The sequence below is a fragment of the Xylocopilactobacillus apicola genome (assembly GCF_033095985.1).
Lineage (GTDB): Bacteria > Bacillota > Bacilli > Lactobacillales > Lactobacillaceae > Xylocopilactobacillus > Xylocopilactobacillus apicola.
In genome coordinates this window covers 966,208-978,801 of record NZ_AP026802.1, presented here as the reverse complement: position 1 = coordinate 978,801, position 12,594 = coordinate 966,208, and the positions used below count along the sequence as shown (strand labels likewise).

The following is a 12,594-nucleotide window of genomic DNA, read 5'->3' as shown; positions in this document are numbered from 1 at the left end:
CTTCATAAATGCGGCTTTTTGCCGTCAGTTTTAACTTAATATAATATAGCAGGATTTTTCCCACTTTGAAATTATTCTCGCCAATTTTTCCCGGAAATTTCAATTTCTTGACTAAGAAAACGGATTCGCTCGATGATTCTTCGTGCTTTCACCTGATCATAATCATCTCTAACTTCCGTAAAATGTTTTTCTAGTTCAGCCAAATTATAGTTAGAGGAGAAAAGGGTCGGCAATTTTGCCTCCATGCGATATTGTAAGATCGGATTAAAAATATCGTCTCGTACCCAGGCACTTAAATTCTCCGCTCCAATATCATCTAAAATCAAAACTGGCGCTTTTCTAATTTGATTGATTAAATCAGCTAACGAATGATTTGTGATGGAATTTTTTAACTCAACTACTAGTGTTGGAATATGAACAAATAAGGTCTCTAAATCCTTTTTTGCAAGTTCATTGGCAACAGCGCCAAGCAAAAAAGTCTTCCCAACCCCAAATTTGCCGTAAAAATACGGACCTTTGATAAATTGAGTTGGCGAACTAATTAATTGATTAGAGAACTGGATTGCTTTAAAATAAGCATCTTGTCGATCATTTTGTTCAAAATCTTCAAAACATGCACGTTTAATTGTTGCAGGAGAATACAATAAACGAAAAAGCTGACTTTGCTTTTCCAGCCGCCGTTTTTGTAATAAGCGCTTGCTGGGATAATACTCAACTTCAATGCTATCATTTTCCAATTTAAGTCGCGCTAGATAATCGGCCTGAGGATCACGCGAAGCTTGATAAAATTCGAAAATCTTACTGATGCCTTTTTTAAAAATTTCCGACTGTTGGTTAATTTTATTTTGTGTCAAAAAATTCGCGATCTCTGGATCATTTACCAAATTTTCAACGATTTTATGATACTCTGGGACAAGATTATGCGTATTTATATACTCTTTAATTTTATCAGAAATATTTTCCAACTATTTTTGTCCCTCCAATTTCCGGCGCTTTTCTTCTTCTTGTCTAATTAATTCACTTAAATTCTCTTTAGAAACCTGATCTTTCGATGTCGTTTGATTACTATCTTCATTAAACCATTTAGGGACTGGTTTAGAGCTTTTTCGCCGCGTGTAAGAAGTCTTTTTCTGTTGGTCATGTTTGAAATTTTTAATGTGAACCAGAGCTTCTTCAGCGCTTTGAATCCCATCTTTAAGCCAATCATTAGCAACGACGTCGGTAACTTTCTGTGAGAGTGAAGTATATCGGTTTATTTCATAATAAATCAAGATATTAATTACTTCATTTGGTAATTTTTGGCGCTGAATTAATTTACGGACAATCGCTATCTCTGAATTACTTGGATAACCACCAAATTTGTCCTTTACTTGCTTAATAAATTCGTAAGGAGAAAGATTGATCGATTTTTGAATCAATTTTTGTTCTTCTCCACTCAATTTTTCAGTAGAAACAGTAGTTTTCTCAGCCTTTTTAACTCCATGACTAGCTAATCTTAAATTCAAATAATCAGTCAGTCGATCGGGCAAAAATTGATCGTTTTTTATGCTACCTGAGGTAATTAATGCATTTGCAAGTTCAAGTTCGTTGATGTTATAAAACATGCAAAATTCACTAAATTGTCTTAAATTGCGCTCTGTAAGCTGTTGACTAACCCCGTTTTTAGCCATTAAAGTCAAAAACAAATTTTGATCAAATTGAAAATTAATTGGACTACGGGCAGGCTGATAATTAAGCTCCGGCTTTTCTTGATTTAATCTTGTTTTAGCAAACTTATAGGCTGTAAAAAAAGGAGTCGTGATTTCCTTAAATTTTTGCACATTTGCTGGATGTAAGGTGTACTTTTCTTGAAGTTCTAAAACATTCTTTTCTCCCAATATTTCGTTTAAATACGAACTTAAAAGATCGTCTTCAAAAAATTTCTCCGGACTAACAGGTGCCGATAATTCATAAAGAAATAATGAACCAATAATATCTTTTCTTAAAAAAGTCCGCACCAAACCAATGCCCTCCAATTTGGTCAATGCTGATTCAATTTGACCAATGCTTTCTCCGGTAGCATTAATAATTCGCGTATGCTGATATCGATCGATTGACACCAATTTTTGGGTCGTAAGCTGCCAAAGGTACAAATATAAACTATTTGCATCTGTCCCAATTATCGGCAAATAAAGATCAGTTAAAACTTGTTGACTCAGTTCTGAAAAATAGTTAGCATTTGTCACCAAAAATCCATCACGCGGATGTAAATTACGACTGTTCATTTACTTTTTCCTAGCAGCAAAAGTACTCATCGAATTTTTTGCTAGCTGAGACCGTTTCTTTTTATTCTTTCGAGACATCGTTTGAAGTTCAGATAAAAACATATCAATACTTGAAAACTCTCGATAAACACTAGCAAAACGAATATAAGCGACTTCATCAACGTCAGCTAATTTTTTCATAACCATATCCCCGATTTGCCTAGTAGTTACTTCATATTCACTACTTAACCTGATGTGTTCTTCAATTTCATTAACAATATTATTTAAAACATCTTGACTAATATTGCGCTTTTCAGCTGCTCTAACTAATCCCCTTGATATTTTGTTACGGTCAAAGACCTGATTAGAACCATTTTTCTTGACCACAACTAAAGGGGTCGATTCAATTTTTTCAAAAGTTGTAAATTTGAACTTACATTTTTCGCATTGTCTTCTTCTTCTAATCGCTGTGTTCAGCTTGGTTGGCCGACTATCAACGACTCTGGTATCTTCAAAACCACAATTAGGACATTTCACTTTTATCCTCCTTCATTAAGTCAATTTTCTGTAAGATTGCAATTACTTGTTCTAAAACATTTGACTGAGTTGTGTCAACTATATATTTAGTTCTTTTGATCTTTTCTTTAATCGGCAATTGGGCGCATAGCTTTTTATTAGCCGTTGCAAAATCAAGGTGATCTCTTTTTTGAATTCGGTCTAAAGCTATTCGATCATCGGCAAATACCACAATCACCTGATCGACATAATTTTCATAATGTAGTTCATATAGCAACGGAATTTCAATAAAAACCGGTTTGGGAGCTGATTTCAGCTCAGCTAAAATTGTTTGCCGTAAAAAAGGGTCAAGAATTTTATTTAACTTCTCTAATTGATCAGGATGGCCAAAAACCAATGTACCAAGAGCTTTTCGATCGATAGCTCCATCTTTTTTAACGATTCCTTCGCCAAAAAAGTGGCAGAGTTTATCAATTGCATTTTGATCACAAGTTAAGATTCGGTGTGCTATCTGATCGGAATCAAGTACCATAAACCCTAATGAACGAATAATGCTAGCAACAAACGATTTACCAGTTCCAATCCCGCCGGTTATTCCAACTACTTCAGAATTTGACATTGTGGACAAAAATACGTTGAACGTCCGTCCAACTTGATTTTTTCAACCAAATGACCGTCACGTTTACACGTAGCTCCTTCTTGACTGTGGACTTTCAAGTAATCCTGGAAATGACCAATATCTCCGTTAGCATTTTTGAAACTAAAAATCGTAGTTCCCCCATACTTGATAGCTTTTTTTAAAATTTCCTTGGTTGCTTGCCAAATTTCCTTGGCGTCATTTAAAGTTAAATTGGCAGAAATGGAAGCTGGATGAATTTTTGCTGCGTAAAGAACCTCATCGACATAAATATTGCCCAATCCAACCACAACTTCCTGTGACAACAACACGACCTTAATTTTCCCCTTCTTTTTTTGAAGCATCGCAAAAAGAGCTTCAGGAGTAAATTCTGAACTAAAAGGTTCCAAACCAAGCTTCTTAATTTCCTTAGTTTGATCAACCTCGTTGGTAGAAACTAAGTGCATGCGACCAAATTTACGGGTGTCATGATAGACTAACTTCTCCCCATTATCCAGCCAAAATACTACATGACTGTGCTTTGGTAATTCTTCAGGATCTTTTAGTACGCTATATTTTCCTTCCATTCTCAAATGACTAATCAAAGTTTGACCATCACTTAAATCAAAAAGTAAGTATTTTCCCCTTCTTCTAATCCCAATAAATTTTCGGCCAATAATCTTTTGATTAAATTCTACTAAATCGTTTTGAATCATTTTAGGATACAAAAGGTCTATTTCTTTAACCGTGCGTCCTGTAATTAAGGGAGTTAAGTTATTAATTACTGTTTGTACTTCTGGTAATTCAGGCATATTTTCCTCAATTCTAGTGAACGTCGTACCAAGTTTCCCCAAAGTGGCTCTCTACTTTCAGGGGAACTTTTAGTTTGATAGCTGAATCCATTAATTTAGGTACGATTGATCCAATAATTTCTTCTTCTCCTGGAGCAACTTCAAATGTTAATTCATCATGTACCTGTAAAATCATCCGTGATTTTAAATTCTGATCTGCAAGATAGTTTTGGATACTAACCATTGCAATTTTGATTATATCAGCAGCTGAGCCTTGGATTGGAGTATTCATCGCAGTTCTTTCAGCAAAATGACGAAGATTGAAATTTTTAGCATGAATATCTGGTAAGTAACGACGACGATGAGATAATGTTTCTACATAACCTTCTTCTCGAGCAAATTTCACCGAATTATCCATAAAAACTTTGACTAAGGGATATTCTTCAAAATAAGTATTAATGAATGCGGCTGCCTCTTTTCTAGTTACTCCAATATTTTTAGCTAAACCATAATCAGAAATTCCGTAGACTATTCCAAAATTAGTGGCTTTTGCAACTCTTCGCATGTCTGGTGTAATTTCAGCTCCTGGCTCTAAATGATAAATTTTCTCAGCTGTTGCCTGGTGGATATCTCTATCATCTTCAAAAGCCTTGATCATATGAGGATCACCTGAAATATGAGCTAAAACCCGTAATTCAATTTGCGAATAATCAGATGAGAACAACTGCCAATCATTTTGACGGGCTGTAAAAGCTTTACGAATAATTTTTCCCATTCCTCGTGCTGGAATATTTTGCAAATTAGGGTCAACTGAGGATAAACGTCCGGTTGAGGTCATTGTTTGTAAAAATCTAGTATGAATAATTCCATTACCGAAATCAAATTTCTGCAGACCATCGACATAGGTGGATTTTAATTTTGAAAGTTGACGATAATCAAGAATCCAATCAACGACCTGAGAGTGCGGCCTTAATTCTTCTAAAACCTCAACTGACGTTGAATAACCTCGTTTTGTTTTCTTTGAAGGTGGTAATTTCATAACGTTAAAAAGAATATCGGCTAATTGCTGAGGAGAATTTAAATTAAATTCCTGCCCTACTTCAGCAAAAATTTTAGACTTCAATTCATGAATATTGGAATCAAATTCTTTACCCATCCTTTTTAACTCAGATTTATTGAGCTTGATCCCTTCTAATTCCATTTTAGCTAAAACCATTGACAAAGGTAACTCAATTTGCTTTAGTAATTCGACTTGCTCGTGCATCTTTAAATGTGCATCAACAATATCCTTACTCAGAAAATATCCTTCGGCCTTTTTAGCAAGATGATCATAGAGAATTTGATCATTTTCTGGCAAAGAAATTTTAACGCCCTTGCCATAGACCGTCTCATCAGACAAAATAAATTCATCAAAGTAATCATCAATCGTAGTTGCAAGGCTCTCATTACTGTGGCCTGAATCATCAACATAAGAAGCAATCATCAAATCATAGCTTATTTTAGGTAAAGAAAGCTGGTGTCGATTCGCCAAAATAAACGTTTTTTTACCATCAAAAGTCCAAATATGCTCAAAGCCAGCTAATATTTCCGAGGTTAACAACGAAAAATCTTTAGTAACAAAAATTTTCCCTCGCTCCGCAATAATCATCGCCTTAATCTCAGCCTCATGATAATTAGAATTAAAAGTTTCAAAATAAATTAGCGGTTCCTTTAATTCTTTAAGGGCCGAGATATTTTCCAAACTTAAAACTTGATAAGCTGGAACGTCTTTTTCTTTAAGATTTTCATCATTAGATGTTTTAATAATTAAAGACTTCATATCAAGCTTTTCAAAAAAGCTATTCAATCCCTCAATGTTTGATGGTTTAATCTCAGTATCTTCAATGGATATTTGAATCGGCGCATCTGTTCTAATCGTTGCTAATTCCTTAGATTGAAATGCCTGTTTTTGATCTCGAATCAAATTCTCCTTCATTTTACTTGGCTTTAAGTCACCAAGATGCTGGTAAAGTTCTTCAATATTAGGATACTGTCCCAACAATTTTAAAGCAGTTTTTTCACCAACTCCCTGAACTCCTGGATAATTATCAGAAGTATCTCCAGTCAAAGCTTTCATATCAATCACCTGTTTTGGAGTGATCCCCAACTTTTCTTTAAGGTGATCAGGGTTATAAGTTTCATAATTACTAAAACCTTTTTGAGTGATATAAACTGTTGTGTGATCATTGATTAATTGAGTTAAATCGCGATCTCCCGTTACAATTACAACCTCAATTCCTTGTTCATTTGCCTTTTTCGCAAGTGTACCAATGATATCATCAGCTTCATAGTCTTGTAATTCATAGGAAGTAATCCCCATTAATTTCAACATTTCATGAACATAAGGAAATTGGGCCGAAAGTTCATCAGGAGTTTTAGAGCGATTACCTTTGTAATCAGAATATAGTTCTGTTCGAAAAGTTCGATCCGAAGCATCAAAAGCGGCTAACATTTTTGTCGGCTTAAGATCTTTTACGATTGAATCCAAAACTCTTTTCAAGCCATAGATTGCATTGGTTGGAATGCCTTCATGACTAGTAAAATTATTCACGTTCAATGCGAAGAATGAACGGTAAGTAAGTGAGTTGCCATCAAGCAACAATAATTTTTCTTTATCCATAGACTTATTGTATCGAAAAAAAGATCAAAGAGTTAAAAAAAGCGAAAATTTCTTGAGGAAATTTTCGCTTTATCCTTTAAAATGATTAATTTCGGTTATTGCCTCCACCGAAAATCTCAAGTAAAACAATGAAAATATTTAATACATCAAGATAGAGACCCATCGCTGATGACGTTGCATAATTTGCCATCATCGTATCAGTTGCACCACTATCTTGTAACTGGTAGTAAGCAACTTTGATATTTTGCTGATCACTAGCAATCATCCATGTGAAAATTCCTAAGACAGCATAATCAATAATCCACTCAAGCATCGATGACCCCATGAAAGCGTTAATCAAAGAAACTACGATTACACCTAGCAAAAGTGCGAATGCAACTCGACGCCCTCGCTGTAGATCACTTGTAGTATTGCGGCCTAGAACTGACATCAATAAGAAGATCAAAGCTGTCACCCCAAGCGCATTAACCACGCTACCTGCGGAGCTAAACATCAATGTAACAGAAAGAGTGATACCGTAACAGGCCGACATTATCATAAACAGAACTAAATTAACACTTGCTGCCGCATCTTTATTGGCATTGTGTCCCATCACAAATACTAAGATTAAAGGAACAAAAGTCACCAACATAATTGCTACCGAGCCGCCGCTTGATAAAAAATTAACAAATGCATTTCTTAACGGATAGGCCAGTAACCATGAAACGAAAGTGGTAATTGCAACTCCACCAAACATAATTAGATAGACCATACTATAATATTTGGACAACGCCTGATCACGTTCACCGACATGTCCATTAATCGGATCAGTGCCATGTACGCTCTGGCCATCACGATTATTAAAAGAATCATTTTGCATAACTACTAACCTCCAATTACTAACAGTTTAACTGATTGACTAACATTGTCAATCAGTCGAAAGACCTATTATCTTTTAAATAAGCTTGTTCGTACTTTTGAATATCGCCTGCACCCATAAAAAGTAAAACGCCGTTTTTAATCTCATTTAAATTGGACCTATTGTCAAAACTGATGGGTTCAGCTTTTGGACCGATTAAATCAACAAGATCCTGATTGCTAACGGATCCCGATTTCTCGCGCGGTGAAGAAAAAATATCCGTCACAAAAACTCGATCTGCTGCACTCAAAACTCGACCGTAATCTTGAAGATATTTTGCAGTCCGAGTGTAAGTGTGCGGCTGAAAAATAACCGTTAGCTGATCATTTGGAAACATTTGACGCGCCGAATCAATCGAAGCAGCGATTTCGTTAGGATGATGGGCATAATCATCAATTATCGTCACCTGATTTACTTTAGAAACATTAAATCTTCTTTTAACTCCTTTAAAATCACTGATCTGCTGTTGGATTAATTCGTTAGAGTATCCAAATTCTCTAGCAATAAGAACGGTTGCAGCCGTATCTATAACATATTGATGTCCTGGTAGGCTCGTCTCAAAAGTTCCCAACACTTGGTTGTTTTCAATTAATTGAAAGACTGTACTGCGGGGATTTGTCTTTATAATAACGACCTGAACCTGATTATTCTCTTCAAAGCCAAAATATTTAATTGGACAATTTGCTTGAATGCGGTGAGTATTCTCGTCATCACCGAAAGCGACAATTAATTTTCGAGTCTGCTGGGCGAGCGTATTAAATGCATCAACAACATCTTCTAAATCCCTAAAATAATCTGGATGATCAAAATCAATATTGGTGATAATTAAATAATCAGGATAACAAGTAATGAAGTGACGCTCATATTCATCAGCTTCAAAGACAAAAAGTTTTGAATTAGGATTACCCTGCCCACTACCATCACCGATCAAATAATTAATTTTTTCTTTTTGATTTAAAATGTGTGCTAAAAGACCAGTGGTTGTTGTTTTTCCGTGTGCACCAGAAATCCCAATCGATAAATAATCTTTAAGATATTCGCCTAAAAACTCATGATAATGCATGATTTTAAGCCCTAACGCGTGTGCCTTTTTTACCTCAGGATGATCATCATTAAAAGAATTCCCCTGAATAATAATTTGTCCTGGTTTAATGTTGTTGGAGTCAAAAGGATAAACTTTAATCCCTTCTTCCTCTAATTTGTCCTGAGTGAAGACATAGCCAGGAATGTCAGAACCAGAAACCTTTAAACCATCATTTTGCATGATCGCAGCAAGTGCACTCAATCCTGACCCTTTAATCCCAATAATAAAATAATTTCCGTTTCGCTCGATCATTTTTTCCTCTTAATAATCAATTTTTTCAATTTCAGCAAAATCGGTCCCTGGTAAAATACCAGAATCAGTGATCTCAATTGCCCCTTTAATTTCCGGTGAACTCAATTTTAAGTCAGCTCGATTACAAAGAGCACCTGGACTATCCAACCCGCCAATCTTAGCTGAAGTAACGATTTTTCCATTAGGCATTATTGCACCAACTTGCGCTACCACGGTTTTTAGCCCCACCTTCAAGTTTATTGAACCAGATACCAATTGAATTAATTTCTCTTGTCCGATCTCGACTTGGATCAGTTTCAATTTTTGAAGTTTAGGATGGTCTTCAATTTTTTTAACCTCTCCTACTACAAAATAAGGACGTCCTAGCTCTTGAACTAAGAAATCTCTAAATTCGGGAATTGATCCAGCAATCACATCGACTTGATTTGAATCAATTTGAATAAAACCTTGATCTTTAGTGATGCCCAACTTTTGACTCCAGTTGAACAAATTCAGACCAATCAGCTCGTTTTGATCATTTTGAATTAAAACAATATCATTAACACGATTAATTTTATAATTACTGCACGGTTCCTTGCTAAAATTCAGCCAAATACTATCACCAAAAGCTGCTTTATTAATACTTGCTATGATCATTTGATTTCCAACCCATCAATAAACTGATCGATTTGCGCTTTAGTTTTGCGATCACCATTAACAAATCTGCCGATTTCCTTACCATCACTTAGAGCAACAAAACTAGGAATTCCCTTAACTGACATTTTTTCAGCAATTTCTTTAAAATCATCGATATTAATTTCTACAAAATCAAAATTTTGATGTTCTTTCTCAATTAACGGTAAAAAAGGTTCAATAAATTTACAATCCCCGCACCAAGGGGCTGTAAAAGTTAAAATCTTTAAACCCTTATTTATTTCCATCTCATTTCCTTTAAATTCTTTCATTTTTTTCCTCCTTAAAATGACTTTTTAAAAGATAAATAGGTTGACCTTTATCAGCAAATTTTTGTTCATACTCTGTTCGAATATTACCAACATTATCATCGCTATGGTGCAAATCAAAATTAATTTTGTCAATTAAAACTTCAGGTTCATTAGCCATCGTCGTGATCGAATAAATAAATAATCCCTGATTATCAGTTTTAAATTGAATTGTAGCATCCGTAGCTAAAATCTGATGATATTTTCTCAAAAAATTCGGTGCAGTCAATCTTCTTTTTTCATGCTTACTTTTTGGCCAAGGATCGGAAAAATTAAGATAAAGATTACTTACCTCGCCCTCGGCAAAATATTGTCCTACTTCATCAGCATTCCCTACAACAAGAAACAAATTAGTCAATCTTTTTTCGGCTTGCTTTCTTAACAAATAAGCAAGCGCCATTTCATTAATTTCTAGAGCAATGTAATTTTTATTCGGATTATTTTGAGCTAATTGGGTAATAAATCCACCTTTGCCAGCTCCAATTTCAAGTTCAATTGGCTGATTATTTTTGAAAACTTCATGCCATTTTCCTCTTAAATCGTAAGGAAATTTTCGGAAAAGATCTTGATTTTCGGCATATAACTCATCAGCCCATGGTCTTCTTTTTATTCTCACTTTTTTACTACTTTCTTTAGTCTTCTAACCAGATAAAATTTCACAAACAAAATTGTAAAAATAATCCCTCCTCCAAGGAATAACAAGGCATTCATAGCGTTATTAACCAGCATTATTCCAGCAATAATTACGGTATACACTATTCCTATTTTCAGCAAAAAAATCTGAAATTTTTCCATCCATCTATTTGGTAAAACCGGAAAAATTTTAAACCAAATTCGATCATTGGCTTCTTTAAATATTGGAATCAATTGAAACATAAGCAAATATAAGAATACGACGCTTAAAACCAACGAAAAAAGATCACCTTTTAATAGAAATATTACTACCGAATTTATTAATAATAGTCTAATAAATAAACCTAGATATGTTCCCGACCTTAAAAAGGTTACCAAAAACAAGTTTTCTTGAAAAGATTTTTTGCTTTTTAAAAAATCAAGAAATTTCCGTCTTCTAACTGGAACGATTTGATCTGGCAAATCCACAAATAACGAATAGAATTTACGAACTCGACCTTGCCTTCTCAATTCTGATTGAATTGCCATTTGAACTTGGAGAACTTTGGATTTTGGTCTAAGACAAAATCCCACCCAAATTATAAAAGAAATTCCTAATCCCCAGTACACCGAAAATAGAAGAATTAAGCCAAGTACGACGATCAAAATTCCATTAAAAGCCAACTTGGCTGATAAGGATTCTTTTTTGCTATAAATCTCAAGTTTAAAATGAGCAAAGCGAGCAAGTTCAAGAAATATCAAGCTTAAGGTTAACGCTAACCCCGAAACAATTTTAAAACTTGAATCTAAACCATGAAGAATAGGTGTTAAAGCAATGGTCGTTAAACCAAAAGTTATCGTTGGTAAGATTAAACTATAAAAAGTCGAAAAACGAAATGTCAGCTTTAAGTCACTAATGACTGGCAAAATAAAACTTTGATCTGGTTCTTTAAGTAATGTTACCAAATTAAAACTTTTAAGCTGTACTAAAAAAGTTAAACCAATCAAAATTTTAAGCAGCCAAGGATTAAACCGTAAAATTAAATTTAAGTTTTGAGAGTATAAATAAGCGAAGTATCCGACAAGGATTAATAAAATTAAAACAAAATGGTCATTAAAAACATATCTCAAATATTTCGTATTCGAAACTAAGTTTTCTTGAAATCTTTTTCGAAAAATGGATTTCATTGCTTAAATTCACCCTTCGCCAGTTTTAAATAAATTTCTTCTAAAGAAGCTTTGGGCATCCCAACAGTTTGACGAACTTCATCCAAGTTTCCTTGAGCTTGAACTCTTCCCTGGTTTAAAAGTACAAATTGATCAGCAAGATTCTGAGCATTAGCCAAAATATGAGTTGACATTAAAACCGACTTCCCGCTTTTCTTTTTTTCATTAATCAATTTGATTAAATCGTCAATTGCTACCGGATCAAGACCCACAAAAGGTTCATCAATGATAAGCAACTCGCAATCAAGCATTAAAGCTGCTGTAAGCATCATTTTTTGCTGCATTCCTTTGGAAAAATGAACGGGCAGCCAATCGAGTTTATCTTCAAGCCGGAACATTTTCAGTAATCTTTTGGCTTCATTTCTGGTCTTATCGTCATCTGATCGATAAACTTCCATTACTAAATCAAGATGTTCCTGTAGCGTCAACTGCCGGTAAAAATCTGGCTGCTCTGGAACATAAGCAATTTTTTTTTCGTAAGCAGAAAAATCATTTGAAATTGTCTGATCATCAATCGTGATCTTCCCAGATACGGGAGTTAACAGCCCCAAAATATGCTTAATAGTAGTCGATTTACCGGCACCATTTAACCCAATTAATGCCAGGACTTCACCTTTTTTAATTTCAAAACTAACGTCACGGAGAATAAGTAAATTTGAATAACCTCCGGACACGTGCAATAATTTAAGTGACATATATTTTAACCTACTGGAGAA

Annotated in this window: 13 protein-coding genes; all 13 read right to left on the bottom strand. The window is 34.6% G+C overall.

What is annotated here, in order from left to right:
* Window positions 1–71: 71 nt before the first annotated feature.
* The 13 genes from dnaI to R8495_RS04820 all read right to left on the bottom strand — a co-directional run bounded on the left by dnaI (window position 72) and on the right by R8495_RS04820 (window position 12,573).
* The gene (gene dnaI / locus R8495_RS04880; RefSeq protein WP_317636420.1) at window positions 72–965 is read right to left on the bottom strand and encodes a primosomal protein DnaI; all 894 of its coding nucleotides are present in this window, start codon (window positions 963–965) and stop codon (window positions 72–74) included.
* The gene (locus R8495_RS04875; RefSeq protein WP_317636419.1) at window positions 966–2,264 is read right to left on the bottom strand and encodes a DnaD domain protein; all 1,299 of its coding nucleotides are present in this window, start codon (window positions 2,262–2,264) and stop codon (window positions 966–968) included.
* Window positions 2,265–2,780: a transcriptional regulator NrdR gene (gene nrdR, locus R8495_RS04870; RefSeq protein WP_317636418.1), complete on the bottom strand. Its 516-nt coding sequence runs from the start codon at window positions 2,778–2,780 to the stop codon at window positions 2,265–2,267. It abuts the gene before it with no gap.
* Window positions 2,767–3,378 (bottom strand): dephospho-CoA kinase, encoded by a 612-nt coding sequence (coaE, locus tag R8495_RS04865; RefSeq protein WP_317636417.1) that lies wholly within the window; start codon window positions 3,376–3,378, stop codon window positions 2,767–2,769. Before coaE ends, nrdR begins: the two co-directional genes overlap by 14 nt.
* Entirely contained in the window at window positions 3,360–4,229 is an 870-nt protein-coding gene (gene mutM, locus R8495_RS04860) for a DNA-formamidopyrimidine glycosylase (RefSeq protein ID WP_317636416.1), read from the bottom strand. The genes coaE and mutM overlap by 19 nt, the downstream gene beginning before the upstream one ends.
* Window positions 4,201–6,825: a DNA polymerase I gene (gene polA, locus R8495_RS04855; RefSeq protein WP_317636415.1), complete on the bottom strand. Its 2,625-nt coding sequence runs from the start codon at window positions 6,823–6,825 to the stop codon at window positions 4,201–4,203. The genes mutM and polA overlap by 29 nt, the downstream gene beginning before the upstream one ends.
* Window positions 6,826–6,910: 85 nt before the next feature.
* Complete coding sequence (locus R8495_RS04850; RefSeq protein WP_317636414.1) at window positions 6,911–7,684, bottom strand: Bax inhibitor-1/YccA family protein; 774 nt, start codon at window positions 7,682–7,684, stop codon at window positions 6,911–6,913.
* A 52-nt stretch (window positions 7,685–7,736) separates the two neighbouring features.
* Window positions 7,737–9,059, bottom strand: coding sequence for a UDP-N-acetylmuramate--L-alanine ligase (gene murC / locus R8495_RS04845; protein ID WP_317636413.1), 1,323 nt, complete (start codon window positions 9,057–9,059; stop codon window positions 7,737–7,739).
* Window positions 9,060–9,068: 9 nt separating this feature from the next.
* On the bottom strand, window positions 9,069–9,695 hold the full coding sequence (ytpR, locus tag R8495_RS04840) for a YtpR family tRNA-binding protein (RefSeq protein WP_317636412.1): 627 nt from the start codon (window positions 9,693–9,695) through the stop codon (window positions 9,069–9,071).
* Window positions 9,692–10,003 carry a thioredoxin family protein gene (locus tag R8495_RS04835; RefSeq protein ID WP_317636411.1) on the bottom strand — a complete coding sequence of 104 codons (312 nt, stop codon included), beginning with the start codon at window positions 10,001–10,003 and terminating at the stop codon, window positions 9,692–9,694. The genes ytpR and R8495_RS04835 overlap by 4 nt, the downstream gene beginning before the upstream one ends.
* Window positions 9,990–10,655: a tRNA (guanosine(46)-N7)-methyltransferase TrmB gene (gene trmB / locus R8495_RS04830; protein WP_317636410.1), complete on the bottom strand. Its 666-nt coding sequence runs from the start codon at window positions 10,653–10,655 to the stop codon at window positions 9,990–9,992. The genes R8495_RS04835 and trmB overlap by 14 nt, the downstream gene beginning before the upstream one ends.
* On the bottom strand, window positions 10,652–11,839 hold the full coding sequence (locus R8495_RS04825) for an ABC transporter permease (protein WP_317636409.1): 1,188 nt from the start codon (window positions 11,837–11,839) through the stop codon (window positions 10,652–10,654). The genes trmB and R8495_RS04825 overlap by 4 nt, the downstream gene beginning before the upstream one ends.
* Complete coding sequence (locus R8495_RS04820) at window positions 11,836–12,573, bottom strand: ABC transporter ATP-binding protein (RefSeq protein ID WP_317636408.1); 738 nt, start codon at window positions 12,571–12,573, stop codon at window positions 11,836–11,838. Before R8495_RS04820 ends, R8495_RS04825 begins: the two co-directional genes overlap by 4 nt.
* Window positions 12,574–12,594: the final 21 nt, after the last annotated feature.

What these genes read in the sequence shown, in the direction of transcription:
- R8495_RS04825 (WP_317636409.1), bottom strand. Translation starts at nt 11,839, where the DNA reads ATGAAATCCATTTTTCGAAAAAGATTTCAAGAAAACTTAGTTTCGAAT.
- R8495_RS04820 (WP_317636408.1), bottom strand. Translation starts at nt 12,573, where the DNA reads ATGTCACTTAAATTATTGCACGTGTCCGGAGGTTATTCAAATTTACTT.
- R8495_RS04875 (WP_317636419.1), bottom strand. Translation starts at nt 2,264, where the DNA reads ATGAACAGTCGTAATTTACATCCGCGTGATGGATTTTTGGTGACAAAT.
- ytpR (WP_317636412.1), bottom strand. Translation starts at nt 9,695, where the DNA reads ATGATCATAGCAAGTATTAATAAAGCAGCTTTTGGTGATAGTATTTGG.
- coaE (WP_317636417.1), bottom strand. Translation starts at nt 3,378, where the DNA reads ATGTCAAATTCTGAAGTAGTTGGAATAACCGGCGGGATTGGAACTGGT.
- murC (WP_317636413.1), bottom strand. Translation starts at nt 9,059, where the DNA reads ATGATCGAGCGAAACGGAAATTATTTTATTATTGGGATTAAAGGGTCA.
- R8495_RS04850 (WP_317636414.1), bottom strand. Translation starts at nt 7,684, where the DNA reads ATGCAAAATGATTCTTTTAATAATCGTGATGGCCAGAGCGTACATGGC.
- polA (WP_317636415.1), bottom strand. Translation starts at nt 6,825, where the DNA reads ATGGATAAAGAAAAATTATTGTTGCTTGATGGCAACTCACTTACTTAC.
- R8495_RS04835 (WP_317636411.1), bottom strand. Translation starts at nt 10,003, where the DNA reads ATGAAAGAATTTAAAGGAAATGAGATGGAAATAAATAAGGGTTTAAAG.